Annotated in this window: 24 protein-coding genes; 14 read left to right on the top strand and 10 right to left on the bottom strand. The window is 58.2% G+C overall.

The features are described from left to right. Nucleotides 1-116 precede the first annotated feature (116 nt). The 3 genes from NLU14_RS06865 to NLU14_RS06855 form a co-directional block, all read right to left on the bottom strand. On the bottom strand, nt 117-698 hold the full coding sequence (locus NLU14_RS06865) for a YggT family protein (protein ID WP_275705464.1): 582 nt from the start codon (nt 696-698) through the stop codon (nt 117-119). A 23-nt stretch (nt 699-721) separates the two neighbouring features. Then, a complete protein-coding gene (proC, locus tag NLU14_RS06860; RefSeq protein ID WP_275705463.1) occupies nt 722-1,555 on the bottom strand; it encodes a pyrroline-5-carboxylate reductase in 834 nt (277 codons plus the stop codon). Nucleotides 1,556-1,640: 85 nt separating this feature from the next. After that, the gene (locus NLU14_RS06855) at nt 1,641-2,333 is read right to left on the bottom strand and encodes a YggS family pyridoxal phosphate-dependent enzyme (protein WP_275705462.1); all 693 of its coding nucleotides are present in this window, start codon (nt 2,331-2,333) and stop codon (nt 1,641-1,643) included. A 145-nt stretch (nt 2,334-2,478) separates the two neighbouring features. On the opposite strand from NLU14_RS06855, the gene NLU14_RS06850 reads away from it, so the two are divergent. The 3 genes from NLU14_RS06850 to NLU14_RS06840 all read left to right on the top strand — a co-directional run bounded on the left by NLU14_RS06850 (nt 2,479) and on the right by NLU14_RS06840 (nt 6,327). Then, nucleotides 2,479-3,513: a type IV pilus twitching motility protein PilT gene (locus NLU14_RS06850; protein WP_275705461.1), complete on the top strand. Its 1,035-nt coding sequence runs from the start codon at nt 2,479-2,481 to the stop codon at nt 3,511-3,513. 171 nt (nt 3,514-3,684) lie between these two features. Next, nucleotides 3,685-4,806 (top strand): PilT/PilU family type 4a pilus ATPase, encoded by a 1,122-nt coding sequence (locus NLU14_RS06845; RefSeq protein ID WP_275705460.1) that lies wholly within the window; start codon nt 3,685-3,687, stop codon nt 4,804-4,806. A gap of 114 nt (nt 4,807-4,920) precedes the next feature. Continuing rightward, on the top strand, nt 4,921-6,327 hold the full coding sequence (locus NLU14_RS06840; protein WP_275705459.1) for an OmpP1/FadL family transporter: 1,407 nt from the start codon (nt 4,921-4,923) through the stop codon (nt 6,325-6,327). A gap of 29 nt (nt 6,328-6,356) precedes the next feature. Here NLU14_RS06840 and NLU14_RS06835 read toward each other — a convergent pair whose 3' ends face one another. Then, on the bottom strand, nt 6,357-6,731 hold the full coding sequence (locus NLU14_RS06835; protein WP_275705458.1) for a hypothetical protein: 375 nt from the start codon (nt 6,729-6,731) through the stop codon (nt 6,357-6,359). 228 nt (nt 6,732-6,959) lie between these two features. Continuing rightward, nucleotides 6,960-9,701 (bottom strand): DNA polymerase I, encoded by a 2,742-nt coding sequence (gene polA, locus NLU14_RS06830; protein WP_275705457.1) that lies wholly within the window; start codon nt 9,699-9,701, stop codon nt 6,960-6,962. Nucleotides 9,702-9,831: 130 nt separating this feature from the next. Here polA and NLU14_RS06825 point away from each other — a divergent pair, with 130 nt between their 5' ends. Beyond that, on the top strand, nt 9,832-10,158 hold the full coding sequence (locus NLU14_RS06825; protein ID WP_275705693.1) for a DUF2782 domain-containing protein: 327 nt from the start codon (nt 9,832-9,834) through the stop codon (nt 10,156-10,158). 5 nt (nt 10,159-10,163) lie between these two features. Here NLU14_RS06825 and NLU14_RS06820 read toward each other — a convergent pair whose 3' ends face one another. Next, complete coding sequence (locus NLU14_RS06820) at nt 10,164-10,682, bottom strand: fibronectin type III domain-containing protein (RefSeq protein ID WP_275705456.1); 519 nt, start codon at nt 10,680-10,682, stop codon at nt 10,164-10,166. Between the two features lie 337 nt (nt 10,683-11,019). Between NLU14_RS06820 and NLU14_RS06815 the strand changes: the two genes are divergently transcribed. After that, a complete protein-coding gene (locus NLU14_RS06815) occupies nt 11,020-11,442 on the top strand; it encodes a hypothetical protein (RefSeq protein ID WP_275705455.1) in 423 nt (140 codons plus the stop codon). An 81-nt stretch (nt 11,443-11,523) separates the two neighbouring features. Here NLU14_RS06815 and NLU14_RS06810 read toward each other — a convergent pair whose 3' ends face one another. Both NLU14_RS06810 and pyrE read right to left on the bottom strand, forming a co-directional pair. Beyond that, nucleotides 11,524-12,120, bottom strand: coding sequence for a DUF4124 domain-containing protein (locus tag NLU14_RS06810; RefSeq protein ID WP_275705454.1), 597 nt, complete (start codon nt 12,118-12,120; stop codon nt 11,524-11,526). 130 nt (nt 12,121-12,250) lie between these two features. After that, nucleotides 12,251-12,889 carry an orotate phosphoribosyltransferase gene (gene pyrE / locus NLU14_RS06805; protein ID WP_275705453.1) on the bottom strand — a complete coding sequence of 213 codons (639 nt, stop codon included), beginning with the start codon at nt 12,887-12,889 and terminating at the stop codon, nt 12,251-12,253. A gap of 80 nt (nt 12,890-12,969) precedes the next feature. Here pyrE and NLU14_RS06800 point away from each other — a divergent pair, with 80 nt between their 5' ends. Beyond that, nucleotides 12,970-13,776, top strand: coding sequence for an exodeoxyribonuclease III (locus tag NLU14_RS06800; protein ID WP_275705452.1), 807 nt, complete (start codon nt 12,970-12,972; stop codon nt 13,774-13,776). A 199-nt stretch (nt 13,777-13,975) separates the two neighbouring features. On the opposite strand, the gene rph is transcribed toward NLU14_RS06800, so the two are convergent. Then, the gene (gene rph, locus NLU14_RS06795; RefSeq protein ID WP_137437112.1) at nt 13,976-14,692 is read right to left on the bottom strand and encodes a ribonuclease PH; all 717 of its coding nucleotides are present in this window, start codon (nt 14,690-14,692) and stop codon (nt 13,976-13,978) included. A gap of 162 nt (nt 14,693-14,854) precedes the next feature. Here rph and NLU14_RS06790 point away from each other — a divergent pair, with 162 nt between their 5' ends. The 5 genes from NLU14_RS06790 (at nt 14,855) to NLU14_RS06770 (ending at nt 19,588) form a co-directional block, all read left to right on the top strand. Next, entirely contained in the window at nt 14,855-15,721 is an 867-nt protein-coding gene (locus NLU14_RS06790) for a YicC/YloC family endoribonuclease (protein WP_275705451.1), read from the top strand. Nucleotides 15,722-15,836: 115 nt separating this feature from the next. Next, nucleotides 15,837-16,469: a guanylate kinase gene (gene gmk / locus NLU14_RS06785; RefSeq protein ID WP_275705450.1), complete on the top strand. Its 633-nt coding sequence runs from the start codon at nt 15,837-15,839 to the stop codon at nt 16,467-16,469. Nucleotides 16,470-16,561: 92 nt separating this feature from the next. After that, a complete protein-coding gene (rpoZ, locus tag NLU14_RS06780; protein WP_275705449.1) occupies nt 16,562-16,774 on the top strand; it encodes a DNA-directed RNA polymerase subunit omega in 213 nt (70 codons plus the stop codon). A 176-nt stretch (nt 16,775-16,950) separates the two neighbouring features. Then, nucleotides 16,951-19,098: a RelA/SpoT family protein gene (locus tag NLU14_RS06775; RefSeq protein WP_275705448.1), complete on the top strand. Its 2,148-nt coding sequence runs from the start codon at nt 16,951-16,953 to the stop codon at nt 19,096-19,098. A gap of 103 nt (nt 19,099-19,201) precedes the next feature. Then, the gene (locus NLU14_RS06770) at nt 19,202-19,588 is read left to right on the top strand and encodes a RidA family protein (protein WP_275705447.1); all 387 of its coding nucleotides are present in this window, start codon (nt 19,202-19,204) and stop codon (nt 19,586-19,588) included. A gap of 60 nt (nt 19,589-19,648) precedes the next feature. Here the strand turns inward: NLU14_RS06770 and NLU14_RS06765 are convergent, their stop codons facing one another. Further along, nucleotides 19,649-20,527, bottom strand: coding sequence for an NAD-dependent epimerase/dehydratase family protein (locus NLU14_RS06765; protein ID WP_275705446.1), 879 nt, complete (start codon nt 20,525-20,527; stop codon nt 19,649-19,651). Nucleotides 20,528-20,616: 89 nt separating this feature from the next. On the opposite strand from NLU14_RS06765, the gene NLU14_RS06760 reads away from it, so the two are divergent. The 3 genes from NLU14_RS06760 to NLU14_RS06750 all read left to right on the top strand — a co-directional run bounded on the left by NLU14_RS06760 (nt 20,617) and on the right by NLU14_RS06750 (nt 25,158). Further along, nucleotides 20,617-21,576 (top strand): hydrogen peroxide-inducible genes activator, encoded by a 960-nt coding sequence (locus tag NLU14_RS06760; protein ID WP_275705445.1) that lies wholly within the window; start codon nt 20,617-20,619, stop codon nt 21,574-21,576. 8 nt (nt 21,577-21,584) lie between these two features. Then, nucleotides 21,585-23,660, top strand: coding sequence for an ATP-dependent DNA helicase RecG (recG, locus tag NLU14_RS06755; protein ID WP_275705444.1), 2,076 nt, complete (start codon nt 21,585-21,587; stop codon nt 23,658-23,660). 130 nt (nt 23,661-23,790) lie between these two features. Continuing rightward, nucleotides 23,791-25,158 carry an HDOD domain-containing protein gene (locus NLU14_RS06750; protein WP_275705443.1) on the top strand — a complete coding sequence of 456 codons (1,368 nt, stop codon included), beginning with the start codon at nt 23,791-23,793 and terminating at the stop codon, nt 25,156-25,158. Nucleotides 25,159-25,164: the final 6 nt, after the last annotated feature.

Below are 25,164 nucleotides of genomic sequence, written 5' to 3'. Positions count from 1 at the left end.
CCAGTGCGACGGGTTGAGGTCAAAAAAATGCAGCTGATTCAGTCAGATGAACCAGCTGCGGGGTAAGGGTGTTTTATTGTCCCGATGTGTAACGGATTGTGATTTTGAGACCTGGTCTACATTCCGACAATGGATCCCATGCCGGCGGCGACTTTCATATGGTCGATAACAACCGAAATCACGTTGAGGATCAGGAACACGATAATCGGCGACAGGTCCAGTCCGCCCAGGGATGGCATGACGCTACGCACCGGCCGCATCACCGGCTCGGTTATCTGGGCAACCAGTTGTATGGCAGGATGGTTGCTCTGTGGGGCGATCCAACTGACAACCACCACAGCGATGACGGACCAGAAGTAGATCTTGACGATCAGATCCAGCACGTTGAGTATCGACCAGCTCAGCAGAGTAAGCGGATTAATCGCCGGAATGCTGCTGTTCAGGGCAACCAGGATCAGGAAAAAAGTGATTGCCTGGATAATGACCGCCAGTACCAGGGCGGCGCCGTCGATGCCGCCCCAGCCAGGAATGAATCGGCGTAAGGGGCGTAGCAGCGGGTTGGTGGCTTTGACCGCGAACTGCGAGATCGGATTGTAGAAATCGGCCCTCGCCAGTTGCAGCAGGAAACGTAGCAGCACAATCGTCAGGTAGAACGTTGAGGCAATAAGCAGGATTGTGATCAGAATGTCAGCCAGCATGAAGCCGTGTCTCCCGTTTTCGGTTACTGTTTTTTGGCGAGTTCTTTGGCCATTTCCCCGGAGCGCTTGTAGGCAGCGGAGTAGGCCTTCTTGACCAGGTCCCTCATGCCACCGTCCTCAAACGTCTGGATGGCCTGTTCGGTGGTGCCACCGGGAGACATGACGTTGCGTTTGAGCTGGCCGGGATCATGTTCGCTGCGGCCCGCCATTTCGGCGGCGCCGGCCATGGTCTGGATGGCCAGTGCCCGCGCAGTCCCGCTGGCAATGCCTGCGTCGGTTGCGGCTTCCTCAAGGGCTTCCAGCATCAGGAAGAAATAGGCCGGGCCACTGCCCGAGAGGGCGGTTACCGCATGCAGGAGCGATTCCTCGTCCACCCACAGGGCCGAACCGATGCTGTTGAAGACCGACTCCACCATGGCTTTCTGTTTGTCCTTCACCTGGTCATTGGCGTAGAGGCCTGCTGCCCCCTTGCCTACCAGTGATGGGGTATTCGGCATTACCCGAACCAGTGGCAGGCCACCTCCGAGCCACTCGTCCAGCGTGTCTGCTTCCAGCCCTGCGGCAATGGATACCATCAATGGGCGGGTGTTCTGCACCACCGGAGCAATGTCCTGGCATACGTCTGCCATGACCTGGGGTTTGACCGCCAGCACCACCATATCCGCCTGCTCGGCGCAGTAGCGATTGTCGGTGGTGACGCTGACACCAAACTGCTTGCGGATGGATTGAAGGTGATTGTCATCGGGGGCGCTGACCCAGATATTGGCAGCTTTGAAGCCGCTGTCCAGCATGCCACCGATGATGGCACTGGCCATGTTGCCGGCACCGATAAATGAAATCGTTGGTGATGTGCTCAAGGTTCACTCCACGTTTGGAATCAGTAGTGGTTCAGTTGTCGATCTGCTGCTGATGATAACAGGATCTGACGCTGTCAGCCTCCGGTTACCGTGGCCCGAACAGGGCGGTACCCACCCTTACCCAGGTGGAACCCTCCTCAATGGCCATCTCCAGGTCACCCGACATCCCCATCGACAGGGTGTCCAGCGGCCCGCTGCCGGGCGCCTCCTGGCGCAGTTTTTTCAGGGCATTGGCCAGCTTGCGGAAACTCGACCGCAGCCCCGCCTCAGGCTGGTCCGGGTCCGGAATCGCCATCAGCCCCCTGAGAGAAAGGTTTGGCATTTCTTCAATGGCATCCGCCAGCTCGATGAGGTCATCCAGTGAGCAGCCGGACTTGGTCTCTTCGTTATTGATATTCACTTGCAGGCAGATGTTCAGCGGCGGCAGGGTGCTGTCACGTTGCTCCTCCAGACGTTGTGCAATCTTCAGCCGGTCTACGCTGTGAACCCAGTCAAACGCCTCGGCAATCTGACGGGTCTTGTTGGACTGGATCGGGCCGATGAAGTGCCATTCGATGGCGTCCAGGTCCCGTAGTGCGCCCATCTTGTCCAGCGCTTCCTGCAGGTAGTTCTCACCGAACGCACGCTGGCCAGCATCAAAGGCAGTACGAAGGTCGTCCGCCGGCCGCGTTTTGCTGACCGCCAACAGGCGCACGGAGCCCGTCTTGCGGCCCGCTTTCAATGTTGCTTTTTGTATGCGTCGGGTTACGCTCCCGATGTTGTCTGCTATGCTGCTCATAGTGCGAATCCGCCGACTCCGGTCAGTCACTGATACGCTGACACGTTACCCGCAGGTCACTGAAATGCCAAGTGAAGCCGTTCAGGGCCAGTGACTGGAGCCGGCGCATACCGGGATAAAAGAAAAAAGCCTTCCGAGGACCCCTATGGATATTACTGAACTGCTTGCCTTTTCGGCCAAACAGGGCGCATCAGACTTGCACCTGTCCGCCGGCCTTCCTCCGATGATCCGTGTTGATGGCGATGTACGCCGTATCAACCTTCCGCCCATGGAGCATAAAGAAGTCCATGGGCTGATCTACGACATCATGAATGACAAGCAGCGCAAGGACTACGAAGAGTTCCTGGAAACCGACTTTTCCTTCGAGGTTCCCGGTGTTGCCCGCTTCCGTGTGAACGCGTTCAACCAGAACCGGGGTTCCGGCGCGGTCTTCCGGACCATCCCGTCAAAAGTCCTTACCATGGAAGACCTGGGCATGGGGCAGGTGTTCAAAGACATCGCCTCTGTACCCCGTGGCCTGGTGCTGGTCACCGGCCCGACGGGCTCCGGTAAGTCCACCACGCTGGCGGCAATGATCGACTACATCAACGACAGCCGTTACGAGCACATCCTCACCATTGAGGACCCCATCGAATTTGTGCACGAATCCAAGAAATGCCTGCTCAACCAGCGGGAAGTGCATCGCGACACCCTGGGCTTTAACGAAGCCCTGCGATCGGCACTGCGGGAAGACCCAGACATCATCCTGGTGGGCGAGCTGCGGGACCTGGAAACCATCCGACTGGCACTGACCGCGGCGGAAACCGGCCACCTGGTATTTGGCACCCTGCACACCACCTCGGCGGCGAAAACCATTGACCGGGTGGTGGACGTATTCCCGGCGGAAGAAAAGTCCATGGTCCGTTCCATGCTGTCGGAGTCGCTACAGGCGGTTATCTCCCAGACCCTGATGAAGAAGATGGGCGGCGGCCGGATTGCGGCCCACGAGATCATGATTGGTACCTCGGCGATCCGTAACCTGATTCGCGAGGACAAGATTGCCCAGATGTACTCGGCTATCCAGACTGGCGCCTCCATTGGCATGACGACGCTGGACCAGTGTCTGGAGAAACTGCTGAAGAAAGGCCTTATTTCCCGCGAGGCCGCGCGGATGAAGGCGAAAATGCCAGATAATTTCTAAACTTTGTAGAAGGCTTGGCAAAGGTTCGGAGGGTGTCGGGCATTGTTTGTTCAGGGACGTCAAAAACATGGATGTTTTTGTCGAGCGTACATGGACGTATTAACAGCGTGCCCTGGACAAACAATGCCCGACGCCCAGAGCACCGAAAGTCAGAAACACAGGTAACAGATCATGGAATTCGAAAAACTGCTCCGTTTGATGGTGGAAAAAGGCGGCTCTGACCTCTTTATAACAGCCGGCGTGCCACCCTCCATGAAGATTAACGGCAAGGTGCTGCCCGTCACCAAGAACGCCCTTACACCCGAGCAAACGCGGGAGTTCGTGTACGGTTCCATGAACGACAAGCAGCGGGCCGAGTTCGAGGAAAGCCACGAGTGCAACTTTGCCATCAGTGCCCGGGGTATTGGCCGTTTCCGTGTCAGTGCTTTTTTCCAGCGCAATCTCTGCGGCATGGTGCTGCGGCGGATCGAGGTGAAAATCCCGCAGATTGATGACCTGGCACTGCCGGAAATCATCAAGGACTTGGCCATGACCAAGCGGGGCCTGATCATGTTTGTGGGCGCCACCGGCACCGGTAAGTCCACCTCGCTGGCGGCCATGCTGGGGCACCGTAACCGCAACAGCCGGGGCCACATCATCTCCATTGAGGACCCCATCGAATTTGTTCACCAGCATCAGGGTTGCATCGTGACCCAGCGAGAGGTGGGCATTGATACCGAAAGCTTTGAAGTGGCGCTGAAGAACACCCTGCGCCAGGCGCCGGACGTCATCCTGATCGGTGAGGTGCGTACACGCCAGACCATGGAATACTCGGTGCAGTTTGCTGAAACCGGCCACCTGTGCCTGGCAACCCTGCACGCTAACAACGCCAACCAGGCACTGGACCGGATTATCCAGTTCTTCCCGCCGGAGCAGCACAACCAGATCTGGATGGACCTGTCCCTGAACCTCAAGGCCATCGTGGCCCAGCAGTTGATTCCGACACCTGACGGACAGGGCCGTAAAGCGGTTATCGAAGTGTTGATCAACACGCCGCTGGTGGCGGACCTGATTCGCAAGGGTGAAGTGCATCGGCTCAAGGAGTTGATGTCCAAATCCAACGAGAGCGGTATGCGTACCTTCGACCAAGCGCTTTATACGCTTTATGCCGAGGGTTCTATTACTTACGAAGACGCGCTTGCACACGCCGATTCAGCCAACGATCTGCGTTTGATGATCAAGTTGGGTACGGATTCGCAAGGAGCGGATAAACTGGCCTCCAGCGTCGACAAGTTGTCGATTCAGGACGATTGATCAGGAGTTAGACAAAAGTCGTAACTGGTTAGGTTTCTGAATCAGTAGTCTTGGCATTTGAGGCCATTGGCCCGTGGTGCGTATACTCCGCCCGACGACTATTCAGGGGGATTTATGCGCAAAAACAAAGTATTACCCGGTTCCGCCATTCGAGTGGCATTTTTATCGGCCCTGGCGGCACCCGCCGGAGCCCTGGCTGGTGGCTTTTCGCTCAATGAGCAGAGTGCCAGTGCCATGGGCGTTGCCAACGCCGGAACAGCTGCCAATCCGGAGAACGCCACCACCGTATTCTTCAACCCGGCCGGCATGAGTCAGCTGTCCGGCACTAATATGTCCTTCGGTGCCGCGGTGCTGGATATCGATGCCGAGCTCAAGGAAGGCACCGGCCGGGCGGTCCGTGATGACGGTCGCCCCGTCAACGGTGGAACCGGCGGTGACATCGCCGACCCGGCTCTCCTCCCGAATTTCTACATGACCCATGAAATCAACGACTGGGTCGACGTAGGCTTTGGCCTGCACGCTCCCTATGGGCTGGCGGCTGATTATGAGGATGACTTCAAAGGCCGCTTTTTCGCCGACGAGACTGAGCTGACTGCCATCGCTTTCAGCCCATCTATTGCGGTCAACGACGGCAATGGCTTCTCCATGGGGGCGGGCATCAACGTCATCTATGCCGAAGGGAAGCTCACCAAATTCCAGGACTACAGTGGTACGGAAGCCCGTTTCGGTCTGCCACCGGGAACCCTCGACGACGGCTACGCGAATATTGAGGGGGACGACCTGGCGCTTACGTTCGCCTTTGGCATGCTGTGGGAGGTTTCGCAGCAGACCCAGTTCGGTATCTCCGCCCAGACCGGGACGGAACTGGAGCTGGAGGGTGATGCAGAAATCCGGAACTTCCCTCAGGGTAGTGCAGGTCCCGGTGGCGTGACATTCAGTCAGCCCACCGTCACTGAAAAGGCGATGGTTCCGCTGGAGATTCCCGAAAGCATCACCTTCGGCGCCCGCCACCGCCTCACCGACACGGTAACACTGCTGGCTGGTGCAACCTGGGCCAAGTGGAGCCGCTTTGAGGCGCTGGACGTGGTCAGCCGCGAAGAGAACGGCCCTGTGTCTTCCCAGACCGGACCGCGCCTGGGTGATGATCGCCTGATCGCCCATGTGTCGGAAAACTGGAAGGATACCTGGCAGGCGAACGTCGGTGCTATCTGGCAAGCCACCCCGGAATGGGCGCTCAAGGCCGGGTACGCCTGGGACGAGTCGCCTGTAAACGACGATTTCCGGACCGCGCGAATCCCTTCCGGTGACCGCGATTGGCTGACGCTGGGCGCGCAGTACGCAGACGCACGTTCAGGCTGGACGGTGGATGTGGCCGCCGGTGTGTTGTTGTTCGACGACCAGAAAGTGGACGAACAGAACTACGATGTCGACGACGAACCGATGCCGGGCGCAGCGCGCTTCCAGGGAACCTATGAACTGGATGCCTGGAGCGCTGGCGTTCAGGTCAGCAAGCAGTTCTGATGGATAACCTGAGGGGCGCAAAACGCCCCTCAGCCAATGACCTGGCCACGGTAAATCACCTTCTTTTTTCTTGCCTGTTCCGCTTCTGTTTCAGACGTACCGTTATGGCCCCTTGAGGTCTCTTCAGCAATAACCTGGCCGCGATACGTTCGCTTTGTACTGTCCTGTTCGTCGTCCTCGTTGTGCACGAGATTGGGGATCTGGGGCTTCAGGGCTTCCCAGGTGCTTATAAGATGGTTGGAGCGGCTTTTGCTGGCATAGTCCGCCAATTGTTGTTCCAGATGCTCTTCCGTGAGATGCAGCTTTACCCCAAACTCAGACTGAATCAGTCGCCGGCACTGGTGAACCAGTTTCAGCAAACTGGGGTTCATTATCCAGCTTCGCTCAGATGCCAGAGAAGTCATGATGAGGGCCTCGATGGAAATGTGTCACAACATGGCCCCGTCTCACGGGTGTGATTCGGGGGCCGACCATGCCCAAACCTGCGAATTTCGTGCCGTTTTTCAGTTTATTGGAGGGGCCCCGGCATTGCCGGGGTATGCTGGGCGTGGGGATAGCTGGTGACGTCGAAGGAGGCATGTTTTGGGGCGAAAACGGCGCCTATGCCCCAAAACGGACCCTGTGTGGATGAATCAGTGGGCCTCATCCCAGTTGTTGCCGACACCGGTTTCCACCAAAAGCGGAACATCCAGCGTGGCGGCAGCCGACATGCGCTTCTCAAGGCCTTCCCGGATCTTGTCCACTGCCGACTCACGGACTTCCAGGATTAATTCGTCGTGTACCTGAAGAATCATCCGGGCATCATCCGGATGATTGTCCAGCAGCCAGCCTTCCACGCTCACCATGGCCCGCTTGATAATGTCGGCTGCTGTACCCTGCATGGGCGCGTTAATGGCGGTACGTTCCGCAGCCTGCTGCATCTGTTTGTTGCGGGCGTTGATCTCCGGCAGGTACAGCCGGCGGCCGTACAGGGTTTCCACATAACCGTCGTCGTGGGCCTGTTTGCGGATGTTGTCCATGTACCTGAGTACGCCAGGGTAGCGCTCAAAGTAACGGTCGATGTATTGCTGGGCCTGGTTGCGGCCCACATCCAACTGGCGGGCAAGGCCAAAGGCCGACATGCCATAGATAAGCCCGAAGTTGATGGCCTTGGCGCTGCGGCGCTGGTCACCGGACACCTCATCCACAGCAACGCCAAAGACTTCCGCAGCAGTCGCCCGGTGGATGTCCTCGCCTTGCTCAAAGGCCGTCAAAAGGCCCTTGTCGCCGGAAAGATGCGCCATGATCCGCAGTTCGATCTGGGAGTAATCCGCGGCCATCAGCTTGTAGCCATCCGGTGCCACAAACGCCTGGCGGATGCGCCGTCCCTGTTCGCTACGGATGGGGATGTTCTGCAGATTGGGTTCGGAAGACGACAGCCGGCCGGTGGCCGTCACCGCCTGGTGGTAGGAGGTGTGAATCCGGCCGGTGCGATGATGGATAAGCTCCGGCAGCGTATCGGTGTAGGTGGACTTCAGCTTGCTCAGGCTACGGTGCTCAAGGATCAACCGGGGCAGGGTATGCTCGTGGGCCAGTTCCTGCAGCACCGGTTCCGCCGTGGAGGGCGCGCCTTTCGGGGTTTTCTTCACCACGGGCAGCCCCATCTTGTCGTAGAAGATGGCTTGCAGCTGCTTGGGAGAGCCCAGGTTGAAGCTTTCGCCCGCTTCCTCGTGGGCTTCCTTTTCAAGCTCCGCCATGCGTTCCGCCAGTTCCTGGCTGTGTTTGCGGAGGGTGCTTGCGCTGATCATGGCGCCGCGTTGCTCCATTCGCGACAGCACCGGTACCAGCGGCAGGTCAATGTTTTCATACACTTCCTGTAGCCGGCCCGTTTTCTCCAGTTGTGGGCGCAGTACCCGGTGCAGGCGCAGGGTGATATCGGCGTCTTCCGCGGCGTAAGGGCCTGCCTGCTCCAGGTCAATCTGGTTGAAGGTCAGTTGCTTGGCGCCCTTGCCGGCGATGGACTCGAAGGTAATGGTCTGTTCGCCCAGGTGTTGCATGGCCAGGGAGTCCATGTCATGGCGTGAGCCCACCGAATTGAGCACGTAGGACTCCAGCATGGTGTCCTCGGCAATGCCCTCCAGGCTGATGTCATGGTTGGCCAGTACGTTCTTGTCGTATTTGAGGTTCTGGCCGAGCTTGGCCTTCTTCGGGTCTTCCAGTAGCGGCTTCAACTGGCCCAGCACAGTGTCCCGGTCGAGTTGTTCCGGGGCGCCCATGTAGTCGTGGCCAAACGGGACGTAAGCAGCCTCGCCCGGCTCGATGGCAAACGACACACCGACAACCTCGGCATCCATATAGCGCAGGCTGGTGGTCTCGGTATCAAATGCAAACAACGACGCATTGTTGAGGCGCTCAACCCAGTGGTCCAGTTCCGCCTGGTCGGTCACCACCGAGTACTTCTTCTCTTTACTGGTGGACCGGTCGTTACTTTCGACCGGGTTCTCGACATCCTTTTTATCGGCAGAGCCAGAGTTGCCGTTTTCGATCTCGGCAATCCAGGAACGGAGCTCGTATTCCCGGAACAGCTCAAGCAACTGGTCATCGTCCTGGGACCTCAGTTTGAGATCTTCCAGCCCGAACTCAAGCTCCACATCGGTCTTGATGGTGGCCAGTTCGCGGCTGAGAGGCAGGGTTTCCGTGGCCTCCCTCAGGTATTCACCTATCTTGCCCTTGACCTCATCCGCGTGCTCAATAATGTCATCCAGGTTGTCCCAGGTTTGCAGCCATTTAACGGCGGTTTTCGGGCCGCATTTGTTCACGCCAGGTATGTTATCGACCTTGTCGCCCACCAACGCCAGGTAGTCCACGATCTGTTCCGGGGTGATGCCGAACTTATCAATCACGCCCTCGCGGTCCATGCGGGTATCCGTCATGGTGTTGATCAGGGTGACATGGTCGCTCACCAGTTGAGCCATGTCCTTGTCACCGGTAGACACCACGACATCAATGCCCTTGCTGGTGGCTTCATGGGCCAGAGTGCCGATCACATCGTCCGCCTCCACGCCGCTGACAATCAACAGCGGCAGGCCCATGGCGCGCACCATGTCATGGATCGGCTGGATCTGCACGGCCAGGTCATCGGGCATGGGCGGGCGAGTCGCTTTGTAGTCTTCGTACAGGTCGTTGCGAAAGGTTTTGCCCTTGGCGTCGAACACCACCACCATTTTCGAGCCCGGAAAATCCTGCTCCAGTTTCCGGATCATGCTGATAACGCCCTTGATGGCACCGGTTGGGTGGCCTTTACTGGTCATCAGCGGTGGCAGGGCATGATAGGCGCGGAACAGGTACGACGAGCCGTCTACGAGAACCACTGGCGGAGTCTGCTGCTGTGTCATATCAAAACGGATCCGGATTCTGATTGAAGCGTTGATTGGCTTGTGCAACTCTGGCACTAACGGTGTGCATTTTCCGTGATACCAGTGCGGCTTTGCACGTCTTTAAACAGAACCGAAGAGTACCATGAAAATGAAACGTATCGCCTGCTCGGGTCTTGTGTTGGGTATGCTTTGTGGGCCTGTGATGGCCCAGGATGAACAGGATATTGTACAGACACCAAAAGTCCCTCTGGTAGTGTCCGATTATCAGCCATCTTCGGAAGGGCCGCAGATTGTTATCCGCCCCGGTGACAACGAAGTGTTCTACGAATACCGGGTGAACGGTCAACTGATGGAGATCAAGGTGGTGCCGGAAGTGGGCCCCGAATACTATCTGGTGCCCGCAGATGGCGGCGGCTGGATTCGTGAGAGTGAGACCGACATGCTGGTGCCCAGTTGGGTTATTTTCAGCTGGTAGCCCGCTCAGATCAGGTCAACGGTGACGGCGTCGGAGCGCTTGCTTTCCAGGCCGCTGTCATCAAGCGTGGTGATACTGAATTCGTAGGCCCCAGGAGGAAAGTCCTCAAGGGGGTATGTGGTATCAGTGCTGCCGGGTAGTGGAATAACGTCGAATTCATCTTGATGGCGCAGCCGGTAGTAGATGCGATAGCCACTTATGTCGCTGGAGTAGAGGCGGGAGCCGTCTTCCCTGGTTAGTGGCGCTTCCCAGTGCAGGGTCGGGGGCGTAGTCAGTGGTTCTTCGCCGCTGGATACGGATGTCCCTCCTGATTCCTCTCCTGGCTGCCCGAGAGTGTCACGGAAAGAGGAGACGGCGTTGTTCAGGCGTTTTTCAGACACCTCATTAGCCTGGCTGGATGCTGCCCGAGATGCTCCGGAGTCTTCCAGGCAGCCTGTCAGTCCGATAACGAACAGTCCGAGCAGGATCAGTTTCCAGGGGTTTGGTTGGCCTGCGGCCCCTTGGCTGATGTTCTTGCCTGGCATGGTATATCTCGCAATCCGGTTGTCAGCGCAACGTTGGTTCTTTTTTTAAACACATCGGGGTGCGTCAAAAGCGAGGCCTGAATAATACAGGGAGACGGGCATTCTCAATTCAAGGCGCCGATTATGCCGATTCTGGAAAAATCATCAAGTGAACAATCGGTAAATTCCGAGACAAGCAGGTTCTCTCTCCTAACTGATGAATATGATTCCGATTTTAGTATGAACATTCTAATTTTTGACCGTAACCTCCGAAGTGTGATCAGAAGTCGGTAGCGGTTTACCGACGCTAACGATGCAAATTTTCAAACCACGCATCCACAACCTCAGGAGAGTCATCATGGGTAAACTCAAGACCTATCAGGAACAACTTCAGGACATCGTAGAGAAAGGTATCAATGCTGCGGAAGAACAGCAGAAGAAACTGGCTTCCAAGCCTTTCGAATATGCGGAAAAGCTGGAATCCGAAGCTCGCGAATACAGCGTCAAGACCCTTCGCACCCGTTACTATGGTTATAGCGAGAACCTGTTCGAGCAACTGCGTAGCCTGAACAGCCGTTTCAGCAGCTTTGCCGCCGATCTGGTTGCCAAGCTCGAGAAAGAAGCGGCTGAAGGCGCAGATGCCGTTGCCGACGCAGCGGACGATGTGACCAGCGTTGCCCAGTCAACCAAGGCCACTGCCCAGGCCAAGAAGCCGGCTGCACGCAAAACCACAGCCCGCAAGAGCACCAGCACTGCCAAGAAGACTCCTGCTACTGCCTGATTGGCAGTCGGGGTTTTCTGGAAGCAAAAGAAAAGGTCACCCTCGTGGTGACCTTTTCGTGTCCGTATCCCGTCCTGACAGCTATTGCCCTGCGTCATCGGGATCGAGCGGAACGGTTCGTTCCTCGCCCGTAATTTCCTCAAGTCTCTCGATATCAGCCTCGAACCGCTCACGCAACGCTTTTATATCGGCATTTTGTGAGTTGATTTCCCGTTCGATGTCGCGAATCTGGGCTTCAAGCCGCCGAATCTTTTCCAGTGTGGCTTCCGGTATGTCGCGACCGGAACGTTCGAGGTTAGCAGCCCGGCTCTGCTCGCTGTCGAGCTGACTGACAATCACCGAAATGTTGCCCCTTTTGAGCTGGTTCAGTCCCTGCAACTCACGAATCTTCCGGTGCATGGCGCGCACGGCTTCGTCGGGGTGGCTGTAACGTTCCAGGAGTTTGCGGTCGAGTTCGCGCTGGCGTGCCGCTTCCTCCTGGCGTTGCTCTTCGGCTTCCCTGGCAGCGATTTCCTCTTCAGTGGGCGCGGGGTCAATCGTTTCAATGACCCGGCCATTACTGTTGAGGATGTCGTAGCCCCGCTCTGTGGCTTCCTGGGGAATGGTATTACTGATGACGACCTGGCCGTTTTCATCCGTATAACGGTACATCGTCGCTTCTGCAATCGAGGCAGACATCAGAGTCGCCACAGCAGTTACAGCGATTGAAAACCTGGTCAGACGGTTCATGATTAAAGTCTGGTGCTCCGCTAAAAACGAATGGTGTCAGGAAGCATAACAAAAGCTGAACGATAAGCCATGCCCGGTTTCAGACCCCGTACTTATCCCGGTAGGCAGCAACTTTCTCAGCATGCTTCTCGAACCCGGGACTGGCTTGCAGGTAGTCAAGCACCTGTTCAAGCCTGATAATGCTGACCACAGGAATGCCAAACTCCTCTTTGACTTCCTGGATGGCAGATAGTTCTCCGGCGCCCCGTTCCTGGCGGTCCAGGGCGATCAGCACGCCGGCTGGTTCTGCTCCGGCACTGCGAATCAGTTCCATGGATTCACGGATGGCGGTGCCAGCTGTGATGACATCGTCAACAATCAGCACTTTACCCTGCAGCGGGGCACCCACGATGTTGCCACCCTCACCGTGTTCCTTCTTTTCTTTTCGGTTGAAGGCAAACGGCTTGTTGTTGCCCTCAGAGGCCAGCGCCATGGCGGTGACCGTCGCCAACGGTATGCCCTTATAGGCAGGCCCGAAAATAATGTCATAATCCAGCCCACTACGCTGGAGCGCGGCGGCATAAGCCTTGCTTAACTCAAGCAGATCCTCCCCGGTATTGAAGAGCCCCGCGTTGAAAAAATAGGGGCTGGTGCGACCGGATTTAAGCGTAAACTCGCCGAAGCGAAGAACGTTGCGGCGAATGGCGAATTCAATGAACTGTTGCTGATAGTCGTGCATGACAAGGCTTCTGGCGGGTTGGATCTTTAATTAACGCGTAAAACCGGTATCATACACACAAACCGAATCAGGGAACACGTATGCGGGTAGTAACAATCAGCGTCAACGGTCTGGCCCAGGCTGTTGAAAAAGGTTTCTTTGAATGGCTGGCCAGGCAGGACGCTGACGTGGTCTGTGTTCAGGACCACCGCATGCGGGCCTACGAGGTCGAGGACTACAACCTGATCCCGGAGGGCTACGAAGCCTATTTCATCGACGGCGAGCGCAACGAGGACGGTGGTGTCGGCATCTACACCCGTCACTTCCCGAAAGCAATCATGTACGGTTTCGCCAATGAGCAAGCCGACCGCGAGGGCCGCTTCATTCAGGCGGATTTCGACAAGGTATCCGTTGCCTGCGTTCTCTCTCCCTGCGCCCTGGGTCGGGAAGAGGAGCCGATTGGCGAAGATGACCTGACCGTACTCGACCACAAAGACGACTTTATGGAAGCCTTTGGCCTCCATATGCAGAAAACCCTGCGCAAGCGCCGCCAGTTCATCTTCTGCGCCAACCTGCAGACAGCCCACCACGTAACCGACGCCAGCCCGCTATACCACAAGCTGGACTTCTCCGGTTTTCTGCCCCATGAGCGGGCATGGCTGGATCGCCTGTTTGATGAAATGGGCTGTGTTGATGCATTCCGTGATATTAACAAGCAGAGCAACCAGTACACCTGGTGGCCCGAGCAGGCGGAGGGGTCCCGCAGGAACGCCGGTATCCGTGTGGATTACCAGTTGCTGACACCGGGCATCCGCAAGACCATCCGCGACGGCTGGATCGACGACAGCACCCGATTCTCCGATCACGCGCCGGTGATCATGGATTACGATATCGAGATTGGATTGTAAATTTTGGAGTAAGCGGTCTCGGGGAGATGGGCCTTCCCGGACACGCTACAAGCACATCCCTGTGCGCTCGACTCCGGCCATCCCTGGCCGGAGACGGTCCGGGAAGGCCCATCTCCCCAAGTCCACCCAGACTCCAGAGTTAACCGCAAACCGTAGGTCGGATTAGGCGAAGCCGTAATCCGACAATCAAGCATTGGCTCTAAGCTTCCAAAGCCGCCTTCTGCGCCTCAAACAACTGCGAAATGCCCAACTTGGCCAGCTTCAACATCCCATCCAGCTCTTCCTGCTCAAAAGGCGCACCCTCTGCAGTTCCCTGAATCTCAATGAAACCACCCTGGTCGGTCATGATTACATTCATGTCGGTTTCGGCTTCGGAATCCTCTGGATAATCCAGGTCCAGCACCGGCGTGCCCTTGTAGACACCCACGGAAAACGCCGCAATCATCTGCTTCAGCGGCGACTTCTTCAGTCGACCTTCTTTCACCAGATGGTTCAGCGCGTCGACAAGCGCCACACAGCCACCGGTAATGGCCGCCGTGCGAGTGCCGCCGTCAGCCTGGATGACGTCACAGTCGATGGTGATGGAATGCTCGCCCAGGGCGCTCAGGTCCACGGCGGCGCGCAGGGAGCGGCCGATCAGGCGCTGGATTTCCACGGTACGGCCACCCTGTTTGCCGCGTGCGGCTTCCCGGCCCATACGGCTGCCAGTGGAGCGGGGCAGCATGCCGTACTCGGCGGTGATCCAGCCCTTGCCTTCACCGCGCAGGAAGGGTGGAACCTTGTTCTCGATTGAGGCGGTGCAGATCACCTTGGTGTCGCCGAATTCCACCAGCACGGAACCTTCGGCGTGGCGGGTGTAGTGGCGCGTGATGCGAATATCGCGGGATTGTTCCGGCGTTCTTCCGCTCGGTCTCATAATCATTCCTGGTATCAGTGGTGAGTGTCCGGGGTGATCGCCCGGTCGATTGCAATATCGAAAGATTGCGGAGTATAACACGCAGTCTGGGGCGTCTGTTCGATGTTGGGGCAGTCGGCCTGCTAAACTGAAATTCTGCTTCTTCCCAAACGCGGAGTCACCATGATCAGAAGTATGACGGCCTTTGCCCGCCAGGATACCCAGGAAGACTGGGGAACGCTCACCTGTGAAATTCGCACGGTAAACCATCGCTACCTGGAGCCGTCCTTCCGTTTGCCGGAGGCGCTCCGGGAGCTGGAGAACAGTTTTCGCGAACAACTGCGCAAGCAACTGCGGCGCGGCAAGGTGGATGTGGCCCTTCGGCTTCAAACGACGGAATCCGCGGCCCAGGGGTTCGAGATCGACGAGGACGTGGCTCATGCCGTAAATGAGGCGGCCAATCACATCAACAAGATGCTGGATAACCCCGCGCACATTAGTGCCCTGGATATCCTCAAGTGGCCAGGAGTGCTGGCCTCAACCGAGCAGGATTTCGGTCCGGCCCGCAAGGCGGCGGGGGAGTTGTTTGAACGCACGGTGAGTGAGCTGGTGACGGTCAGGGAACGTGAGGGGGAGCGCCTGCGGCCATTGTTTGAGGACCGGCTGACCACCATGGGCAAACTGGTTGCTGAAGTGCGGGAGCGGATGCCGGAATTGATCCGTGCCCAGGAAGAGCACCTGAAAAATCGCTTCGAACAGGCAAAGGTCGAGATCGACCCGGATCGCATTGCCCAGGAGATGGTGATGCTGGCCCAGAAAAGTGATGTGGCCGAAGAGCTCGACCGACTGGACGCTCATATCACAGAAGTCTCGGAAACCCTCCGGGGCGACGATGCCATCGGCCGGCGGCTGGATTTCCTGATGCAGGAGCTCAACCGTGAGGCCAACACCCTCAGCAGCAAAAGCATCGACGCCCGGGTAACCAGGGCTGCCGTCGACCTGAAAGTGCTCATTGAGCAAATGCGGGAGCAGGTCCAGAACCTGGAGTAGTACCCGTTGGATGCGAGGGCCGCGTAAACGCCGTATAATCCCGCCTTCATCATTGTGGTGCTCGGGTTGTCCCGCGCCAGTTGTAACCCCGTCAAGGCCCGGAGTTGTTTGCCCCATGAGCCAGGAATCAGAACAAGGCACGCTTTACGTGATTTCCGCCCCCTCGGGTGCCGGTAAAACCAGCCTGGTGGCAGAAATGCTGAAGCAGGACGAGAAACTGGGCGTTTCCGTGTCTCACACCACCCGGGCCATGCGCAAGGGTGAGCAGGACGGCGTTAACTACCACTTCGTCAGCCGCGAGGAATTCGAGGCGATGATTAACCGTGGCGAGTTTCTGGAGCATGCGGATGTTTTCGGGAATTACTACGGCACTTCCCAGGTCTGGGTGAAGCAGACATTGGCCACGGGCCAGGATGTCATCCTGGAAATCGACTGGCAGGGCGCGGAGCAGGTGCGCCATCTGATACCGGACTGCGTTAGTATCTTTATTGTGCCGCCTTCGCCGGAGGCATTGTACGAGCGCCTGAATGGCCGTGGAACGGATGCACCGGCGGTGGTGGAGCGGCGCCTGAATGAGGCTGCGGACGAATGCAGCCACGCGGTGGAGTTCGACTACCTGGTGGTCAACGACGAATTCAACGTTGCGCTGGACGATCTGCTGTCGATTGTTCGCTGCCATCGGCTGCGTATGCAGGCCCAACAGGTCAGGCATTCCGGATTGCTGACCAGGCTGTCCGAGCGCCACTGAAGGTCGAGTTTTACCTGTATACAAATTGAGCCGGTCGCATTACACTACGCGGTCTGCTGAAATCAGTCATTTTTGCTATTGTCGGGGATGTTATGGCACGAGTTACCGTTGAAGATTGCCTTGAAAACGTTGATAACCGGTTCCAGCTGGTTATGCTGGCCACCAAGCGCGCCCGCCAGATCGCAACCAAGGGCTTTGAGCCACTGGTCGCCGAAGAGAACGACAAGCCAACCGTTATTGCCCTGCGCGAAATCGCCGAAGGCAAGATCACTCGCGATCTTCTCAATGAGGATGACGACGAGTAAGGTTGATAGAGTGCTGGAGACGGGAATATTTTCCAGTAACCCGTTTAAGGCATTGAAATCTGTTCTTTCGGTTTTATAGTGTATCTATAGACATGACCGGAAGAACGTCGGAAGGACCCGAATGCATGCATTCGGGTTTTTTTATCCCTGACATTTATGATTCCCACGGAGGCGCGGTGTCGGCAGAGGCAACGGTTGATGTGCTGGCCAATGAACTCAGCACCTATCTTGATACCAATCGCATCAACCAGGTGCGAAGAGCCTACTATTATGCCGAACAGGCCCACGAAGGGCAGATGCGCAAAAGCGGTGACCGTTACATTACCCACCCCCTGGCGGTTGCCCGTATCCTCGCTGGCCTGAAGCTGGACCACCAGAGCCTGATGGCGGCCATGCTCCACGATGTTATTGAAGATACCGGTATCCCCAAGGATGCGTTGTCAGAGCAGTTTGGCGAGGATGTGGCGGAGTTGGTGGATGGCGTCAGTAAGCTGACCCAGATTGAATTCCGTTCCCGTGCCGAGGCCCAGGCCGAAAACTTCCAGAAGATGACCCTGGCCATGGCGCGTGATATTCGCGTGATCCTGGTCAAACTGGCGGACCGCCTGCACAACATGCGCACCCTGGGGCCCATGCCCTACGAGAAACGCCAGCGCATTGCCAACGAAACCCTGGATATCTACGCGCCGATTGCCAACCGGCTGGGCATGCACTCCATCTGCACCGAGCTGGAAGACCTGGGGTTTTCCTCGCTATACCCGATGCGGTCGAAATACATCTCCAAGGCCGTGGCGAAGCTACGGGGCAGTCACCGGGAAATCATCGACGATATCCGTGGCAAGCTGCAGGAAAAACTGGAGGAGCGCAGCCTGCCAGGCCGGATACTGGGCCGGGAAAAACACCTGAACAGCATCTACAACAAGATGAAGTTCAAGCAGAAGTCCTTCCATGAAATCATGGACGTGTACGCCTTCCGCATCATCACCGACACCGAAGACGACTGCTACCGCATCCTTGGTGCCGTGCACAGTCTCTACAAGCCGCTGCCAGGGCGTTTCAAGGACTACATCGCCATGCCCAAGGCCAATGGCTACCAGTCCCTGCACACCACGCTGTTTGGCATGCATGTGAATATCGAAATCCAGATCCGCACCGAGGAGATGGAGCACATTGCCAACAATGGTATTGCGGCCCATTGGATGTACAAGAATGAGCCTTCCAGTGTCACCAGCGTTAATCAGTCACGGGTGGACCGCTGGGTGCAGGGCCTGATGGAAATGCGGGAGCGTGCGGACGACTCCCTGGAGTTCATTGAGCACGTGAAGGTGGACCTGTTCCCGGACGAGATCTATGTGTTTACGCCCAAGGGCAAGATCATGGAGTTGCCCAGCGGTGCCACACCGGTGGATTTCGCCTACGCCATCCATACCGACATCGGTAACGCTTGTGTGGCTTGCCGCATAAACCGCAATCTCGGCTCCCTGAGCCAGCCCCTGCAAAGCGGCCAGACCGTCGAGATCATTACCGCACCCGGTGCGCGGCCAAATCCCGCGTGGCTAAGCTTCGTGGTCACCGGCAAGGCTCGCAGCAGTATTCGCCACGTCCTCAAGAATCAGAAGCGGGCCGAATCCCTGGATCTGGGCAAGACCCTGCTCAAGAAATCCCTCAAGGGCTTCGGAACCAGTTTGTCGAAGATCGGTGAACAACAGGTCCAGGCGGTGGTCAGCCACAACCAGGTGGACAGTTTCGAGGACCTGATCAGCGACATCGGCCTTGGCAACCGCATGGCCTATCTGGTGGCCCGTCAACTGGTCAGCGGCAGCACTGAGGACGAAGCCTCGGACACCGCATCAGCGCCGATCATGGACAAGGCCGACAACAGCCCGGTCACCATTCGTGGCACCGAGGGCCTGTTGGTTCGGTTTGCGAGCTGCTGCAAGCCCATTCCCGGTGACCCTGTCGTTGGTATCATGGACTCCGGCAACGGCATGGTGATTCACTCGGATACCTGCTCCCGGTTGCCGGAAGGCGGTGAGGGAAGAGCGCGACTGACTCACCTGAAGTGGGCCAAGGACATTGCCAACGAATTTTCCGTTGAGCTGCGGGTAGAACTCGAGCGCCAGCGTGGGGTGATTGCGGAACTTGCCAATGCCGTTGCCATGGCAGACGGCAACATTGAGCGCATCAACGTGGAAGAACAGAACGCCAAGCTGGGCATTGTCAGCCTGGTGGTGCATGTGAACGGGCGCCGGCACCTTGCCAGGGTTATGCGGCGGATCCGGAATATTCGCGCTGTTACCCATATCAATCGGGTAAGGCACTGAAACGGTCGCTGGTCAGCAGGCCAGGGGCACGACGTTTGGCCTGTTGACACGCCAGCCACACAAGGGCGACGATTGGCGTTTTGAAAAAGAGGGTCCCAAGGTCATGACCAATAAATCCATAATACAGACTGAAAATGCGCCACAGGCCATTGGTACATACTCCCAGGCAGTGAAAGCGGGAGATACCGTATACCTGTCAGGACAGATTCCGCTGGTGCCGGAGACCATGGAAGTGGTCGCGGGTGATTTCGCCGCCAAGACCCGCCAGGTGTTCGAGAACCTGAAAGCGGTCTGCGAGGCCAGTGGCGGTGAGCTCAAGGACATCGTCAAACTCAACATCTACATGACGGACCTGAGCAATTTCGCAACGGTAAACGAGATCATGGCCACCTACTTCCAGGAGCCCTACCCGGCGCGTGCAGCCGTGGGTGTGGCCGCCTTGCCGAAGGGCGTGCCGGTAGAGATGGAAGCGGTGATGGTGCTGAGCTGATAACAGCCCGGTCTTCCAGGAAAGGCGGCTTGCGGGCCGCCTTTTTTATGACTGCCCCGCTTACCCTTCCTCCAGGCGGTCCGCAATCATTTCGCGGTAGCCGGCCCTGAAGTCGGGGTAACGAAAACGAAAGCCGGTATCCAGAAGCCGCTGATTGCTGCATCGTTTACTGCCGGCACGACCGCCTATGCGGGCATCGGGCTCGGGGGGCTCGCAGGGCAACTGCTCCCGCACCCAGGCCACCACCTCATCGAGCCTCACCGGCTCACAGTCGCTGGCGAGGTAACACGGATCCAGTGATGCTCCAGCCAATGCACGGTTTACCAGGTGACACACCGCCGCCACGGCGTCGGCCTCGTGAATGCGGTTACTGAACGGAGCGGGCGACGCCGGGTCCATCCGGCCGTTCACGACCGCCTCCAGAAACTGCTTTCGCGTGGGCCCGTAAATACCGCTGAACCTTACAATTGTCGCGGGATTGCCACTGTTCAGGGCCGTCTGCTCGCCTTCAAGGATCATCTGGCCGCTGAACCGGGCGGGCTCTGTGGGACTGGTCTCGTCAACCCAGGAGTCGTCGTTCTGGGAGTAGACGCTGCTGCTGCTCACGAAAATCAGGCGTTCGAGTGGCTGGGAGCCAAGGGCGGAGACAAGATTCTCGAGGCCACGAACATAGGCGTTGCGGTAGCCCTCCTCATCGTAACTGGAGGGCGTCAGGCAATAGATCACAATATCGACACCGTCTGGCAATACCGATGCTACCTGCTCCCGGTGCATCAGGTCAGCGCCAAGGGGTCGAACCCCTTGGGGAACCCGGGCCGGGTCGCGCCGTAAGCCAAATACATCGGCTTGCCGGGAAAGCCGCTCTGCTATCGCTCCGCCGAGTTTGCCGCAACCAGCCACCAGTATTCGAGGCGTTTGTTTGTGTTCAGTGATTGCCATAGACAATATCAATCCTTATGCTTTGGCTAATAAATTAACGGAACGTTTAAGCGATCTCTGACCTGGACGAATTCTGACCGGAGCCCATCATGACTCTCACCGAGTTAAGATACGTTGTTACCCTTGCCCGGGAAAGGCATTTTGGCCGCGCCGCCGAGCGCTGCCATGTCAGCCAGCCGACTCTCAGTGTGGCCGTCAAGAAGCTGGAGGATGAGTTGGGCATCCCGCTGTTTGAACGCAGCAAGAACAGCATCCGGGTTACCGAAACCGGCAAGCGTATCATCGACCAGGCCCAGCGGGTTCTGGACCAGGTGGGCGTTATCCGCGATATGGCGCAGGACGGCAAGAACCAGCTTAACGCGCCCCTCAAGGTGGGTGCCATCTACACCATCGGCCCCTACCTGTTCCCGCATCTGCTGCCGGAATTGCGCCGGGCGGCACCGGACATGCCGCTCTACATTGAGGAAAACTACACCGCGACCCTGCGCCAGAAGCTGCGCCAGTCAGACCTCGACGCCATCATCATCGCGCTGCCGTTTGAAGAGCCCGAGGTAGTCACCCTGCCGCTCTATGACGAGCCCTTTGTGGTGCTCCTGCCGGGAGGTCACCCGCTGACCAGGCGTGAGAGCCTGACAGCGGAAGAGTTGGCGCAGGAGCAGTTGCTGCTGCTCGGTCCGGGCCACTGTTTCCGCGACCAGGTGCTGGAGTCCTGCCCACCGCTGGTGGAGGCGGTCACCCGTAATCCCAGTGCCGCCGCTCCCTCGCTGGTAACCGAAGGCAGTTCACTGGAAACCATTCGCCATATGGTCGCCTCCGGCCTGGGTATCACCGTTCTGCCTTTGTCTGCGGCAACGGCCATGCAATATGACGAGAGCATCCTCGCGGTCAGGCCCTTCGCGGCGCCGGTGCCCTACCGTACGGTGGCGTTGGCCTGGCGAGTCACCTTTCCGAGACCAAAGGCGATTGATGTGCTGTCGCTGGCGGCCAGCCAGTGCCGGGTGATCGAGAAAGCGAAGATTGAAACCCCGGCTGCGGCCGCAACCGCCTGAGCCGGGATATGACATCACTGGATGACATCCCTGTTACCACCCTGAAGGGCGTTGGTAGTGCCCTGGCGGAAAAGCTGTCGAAACTGGGCATCCAATCGCTCCAGGACCTGCTGTTCCATCTGCCGCATCGATATGAGGACCGCACTCGTGTTATTCCCATGGGGAATCTCCGTATCGGCGATGTCGGGGTAGTGGAAGGCGAGGTGATGAAAACCGACTTGGTCATGGGCCGGCGCCGCAGCCTGCAGGTGACCCTGAAGGATAATAGCGGTTTCCTGGTCATGCGTTTCTTCCACTTCAACGCCGCCCAGAAGAACCAACTGACCGAAGGGGTGCGAGTGCGCTGCTTTGGTGAAGTTCGGCCGGGGCGTGCCGGTTACGAATTCTATCACCCGGAGTACCAGGTCAACCCCCCGCCGATGCCGGCGCAAGGCGAAGCCACCCTTACGCCGGTCTACCCCCTGACTGAGGGCATCCAGCAGCCAAGGGTCCGCAGTCTGTGCCAGCAGGCCCTGGGTTACCTGAAACGCTATCCCATTCGGGAATGGTTGCCCGCGGAGTTGTTGGCAAGCTATCAACTGCCGGGCATCACTGAGGCGGTGGGGCTGGTGCATTCACCGCCGGCCAACGCTCCAGTCCACCTGCTGATGGAAGGGCGCCACCCGGCCCAGCAGCGACTGGTGATGGAGGAGTTACTTGCCCACCAACTCAGCCTGCTGCAGGTACGCCAGCAGGTTCAGGCCCGGGAAGCCTTGCCATTGCTTCCCACCGGCGACCTGCCGGAACGCTTTCTCGATCTTCTTCCGTTCAGCCTCACCGGTGCCCAGCGTCAGGTGATGAGCGAGATCCGCCAGGACCTCAGCCAGCCGGTTCCCATGTTGCGGCTGGTGCAGGGGGACGTGGGCTCCGGCAAAACCGTGGTGGCGGCGCTTGCGGCCCTGCAGACGATCGGGGCCGGTGCCCAGGTGGCCCTGATGGCGCCCACTGAAATTCTTGCAGAACAGCATTATCAGAACTTCCGCGGCTGGCTGGAGCCGCTGGGCATTCGCCTGGCGTGGCTGTCGGGAAAGATCAAGGGCAAGGCGAGAAAGGAAGCCCTGGAGGCGGTTGGCAGCGGTGAGGCCGCCGTGGTTATCGGCACCCATGCCCTGTTTCAGGAAGACGTTGCCTTCAGCCGCCTGGCGCTGGTGATTGTGGATGAGCAGCACCGGTTCGGCGTGCACCAGCGGCTGGCCTTGCGGGAGAAGGGTGTTGGCGGCACCATGGCACCACACCAACTGATTATGACAGCAACCCCGATTCCACGTACGCTGGCCATGAGTGCCTATGCGGATCTGGATACCTCGGTGATTGACGAGTTGCCACCCGGCCGTAAGCCCATTGAAACCATCGCGATTCCCGACAGCCGGCGTGACGATGTCACCGATCGGGTACGGAAGGCCTGCAAGGAGGGCCGCCAGGCGTACTGGGTGTGTACACTGATTGAGGAATCCGAGGCGTTGCAGTGCCAGGCGGCGGAAGTGACGGCAGAGGAACTGGCGGAACGGCTGCCGGACCTGAAGGTGGGCCTTGTCCACGGCCGCCTGAAAGCGGCCGAAAAAGCGGCGGTTATGGAGCAGTTCAAGAACGGCGAACTGGACCTGCTTGTGGCGACCACCGTTATCGAGGTGGGCGTGGATGTACCCAATGCCTCGCTGATCATCATCGAGAACCCGGAGCGCCTGGGGCTGGCGCAATTACACCAGTTGCGGGGCCGGGTTGGCCGGGGCGAAGAGGCCAGTTTCTGTGTGCTGATGTACCACCCACCGCTGTCACTGAATGGCAAGGCGCGCCTGCAGGCCCTGCGAGACAGCCAGGACGGCTTCGTGATCGCCGAAAAAGATCTGGAAATACGTGGGCCGGGAGAAGTGTTGGGCACTCGCCAGACCGGCATGATGCAGTTCCGGTTGGCGGACTTTGATCGGGACAAAGGCTGGATCGAGCCGATCCGTGAAATGGCGCCCTCCCTGATGAAACAGCCGGCGTTGGTCAATGGCCTGATCCGCCGCTGGCTGGGTGAGCGAATTCGCTACGGCGACGTATAAGAACTGTTTGCGCTGGTGCCAGAAGCATGCGGAAACCGGTCTCAGGTCAAAGTCGGGTCGCTGTTTGTGCCCTATACTGAGTGAAACCAATGTGTCCAACGGGGCACCGTCTACATTTTGGGAGAAACTTATGGAGCTACCTGTCGCAGTCAGGCAGGCACTGGGTGAATCTGCTGCCGGCGTTTCCCTGAGGGATGTGAGCCAGGCCCGGGACAATGAACTGTTGCGAATGGTGTTGCTCACTGACGAACAAGGAAACCTCCAGGCGATTTGCCGCCAGGATGACCTGCTGGATATCAATGCCCTGAACAAACAGCTGGGGCGGGACCTGCGCGTGATGAAGCGGCGGGAACAGGTACGGGTACGGGAGCGTTCCGGCCTGACAGAACTGCCGGCATTGCCGTCCCTCACGGGCTGGCCAACCGTTGTTGATGAGCGGGTTGATGAGCTGGTGTCCGTTGCGCTGGTTCTTGGCGACCAGAACCTTTGCATGGTCATGCCCGGGGAGGAATTCCGGACTATAACGGTTGCCGCTGACCGCCAATCGTTTGCGGTGGCGCGGGACTCCATCGCGGTGAATCTCAACAGCCCCGAGAAGGACCGGGACCAACTGCACTCCGCCATTCGCCGGTTTACCACTTTGCGTATCCAGCAGCGACTGGAAGACACGCTGGAACTGCCTCCCCTGCCGGAAACCGCCCAACGCATCATCCACCTGCGGGTCAACCCCAATGCCGTAATGGGCGACCTGGTTGACGTAGTGGAAAGTGATCCCAGCCTGGCAGCTCAGGTGGTGAGCTGGGCGTCATCGTCGTTTTATGCCGCGGCGGGGCAGGTGCGTTCGGTTCATGATGCCGTCTCAAGAATCCTGGGGTTCGATCTGGTGATGAACCTGGCTATGGGCCTGTCCCTGGGCCGCGCCCTCAAACAGCCCCAGGACCACCCTGAAGGCTACGTGGATTATTGGCAGCAGGCGATATGGCAGGCGCAGTCGGCGGGCATCCTGGCCAGTATGATGCCCCGTGGCGAGCGCCCGGTATTTGGCCTGGCCTACCTGTCCGGGCTACTGCACAATTTTGGTTACCTGGTGCTGGCGCAGGTGTTCCCGCCCCACTTCAAGCTGGTTTGCCGCTCTCTGGAAGCCAATCCCCATATTGATTCGTCACTGATTGAGCATTTCCTGCTGGGCGTGACCCGTGAGCAGATTGCGGCTGAGCTGATGCAGAATTGGGGCATGCCAGACGAAGTCAACCTGGCGATCCGCAACCAGAAGAACCCGGACTACGATGGTCCTCACGCGGTTTACAGCAAACTGCTGTGGCTGGGCCGACAATTGCTGACCAGGCGTGGTGTGGCGCTGGGGGGAACCGGGGAGGAGGTGTCGGATGAGTTCTATGAATCCCTCGGGCTGAACAGGAAGAAGGTGGAAGAGCAGTTTGACGAGCTTGTGCATAGCAAGGACAGCATCATGGCCATGGCAGGGATGATGAATCAGTAACCACCT

It is taken from the genome of Marinobacter iranensis (assembly GCF_029207565.1).
GTDB lineage: Bacteria > Pseudomonadota > Gammaproteobacteria > Pseudomonadales > Oleiphilaceae > Marinobacter > Marinobacter iranensis.
The sequence above is the reverse complement of the archived record's forward strand: the minus strand, read 5'-3'. Positions and strand labels throughout refer to the sequence as shown.

What these genes read in the sequence shown, in the direction of transcription:
- NLU14_RS06865 (WP_275705464.1), bottom strand. Translation starts at nt 698, where the DNA reads ATGCTGGCTGACATTCTGATCACAATCCTGCTTATTGCCTCAACGTTC.
- NLU14_RS06855 (WP_275705462.1), bottom strand. Translation starts at nt 2,333, where the DNA reads ATGAGCAGCATAGCAGACAACATCGGGAGCGTAACCCGACGCATACAA.
- NLU14_RS06850 (WP_275705461.1), top strand. Translation starts at nt 2,479, where the DNA reads ATGGATATTACTGAACTGCTTGCCTTTTCGGCCAAACAGGGCGCATCA.
- NLU14_RS06845 (WP_275705460.1), top strand. Translation starts at nt 3,685, where the DNA reads ATGGAATTCGAAAAACTGCTCCGTTTGATGGTGGAAAAAGGCGGCTCT.
- NLU14_RS06840 (WP_275705459.1), top strand. Translation starts at nt 4,921, where the DNA reads ATGCGCAAAAACAAAGTATTACCCGGTTCCGCCATTCGAGTGGCATTT.
- NLU14_RS06835 (WP_275705458.1), bottom strand. Translation starts at nt 6,731, where the DNA reads ATGACTTCTCTGGCATCTGAGCGAAGCTGGATAATGAACCCCAGTTTG.
- polA (WP_275705457.1), bottom strand. Translation starts at nt 9,701, where the DNA reads ATGACACAGCAGCAGACTCCGCCAGTGGTTCTCGTAGACGGCTCGTCG.
- NLU14_RS06825 (WP_275705693.1), top strand. Translation starts at nt 9,832, where the DNA reads ATGAAACGTATCGCCTGCTCGGGTCTTGTGTTGGGTATGCTTTGTGGG.
- NLU14_RS06820 (WP_275705456.1), bottom strand. Translation starts at nt 10,682, where the DNA reads ATGCCAGGCAAGAACATCAGCCAAGGGGCCGCAGGCCAACCAAACCCC.
- NLU14_RS06815 (WP_275705455.1), top strand. Translation starts at nt 11,020, where the DNA reads ATGGGTAAACTCAAGACCTATCAGGAACAACTTCAGGACATCGTAGAG.
- NLU14_RS06810 (WP_275705454.1), bottom strand. Translation starts at nt 12,120, where the DNA reads ATGTCTGCCTCGATTGCAGAAGCGACGATGTACCGTTATACGGATGAA.
- pyrE (WP_275705453.1), bottom strand. Translation starts at nt 12,889, where the DNA reads ATGCACGACTATCAGCAACAGTTCATTGAATTCGCCATTCGCCGCAAC.
- NLU14_RS06800 (WP_275705452.1), top strand. Translation starts at nt 12,970, where the DNA reads ATGCGGGTAGTAACAATCAGCGTCAACGGTCTGGCCCAGGCTGTTGAA.
- rph (WP_137437112.1), bottom strand. Translation starts at nt 14,692, where the DNA reads ATGAGACCGAGCGGAAGAACGCCGGAACAATCCCGCGATATTCGCATC.
- NLU14_RS06790 (WP_275705451.1), top strand. Translation starts at nt 14,855, where the DNA reads ATGATCAGAAGTATGACGGCCTTTGCCCGCCAGGATACCCAGGAAGAC.
- gmk (WP_275705450.1), top strand. Translation starts at nt 15,837, where the DNA reads ATGAGCCAGGAATCAGAACAAGGCACGCTTTACGTGATTTCCGCCCCC.
- rpoZ (WP_275705449.1), top strand. Translation starts at nt 16,562, where the DNA reads ATGGCACGAGTTACCGTTGAAGATTGCCTTGAAAACGTTGATAACCGG.
- NLU14_RS06770 (WP_275705447.1), top strand. Translation starts at nt 19,202, where the DNA reads ATGACCAATAAATCCATAATACAGACTGAAAATGCGCCACAGGCCATT.
- NLU14_RS06765 (WP_275705446.1), bottom strand. Translation starts at nt 20,527, where the DNA reads ATGGCAATCACTGAACACAAACAAACGCCTCGAATACTGGTGGCTGGT.
- NLU14_RS06760 (WP_275705445.1), top strand. Translation starts at nt 20,617, where the DNA reads ATGACTCTCACCGAGTTAAGATACGTTGTTACCCTTGCCCGGGAAAGG.
- recG (WP_275705444.1), top strand. Translation starts at nt 21,585, where the DNA reads ATGACATCACTGGATGACATCCCTGTTACCACCCTGAAGGGCGTTGGT.
- NLU14_RS06750 (WP_275705443.1), top strand. Translation starts at nt 23,791, where the DNA reads ATGGAGCTACCTGTCGCAGTCAGGCAGGCACTGGGTGAATCTGCTGCC.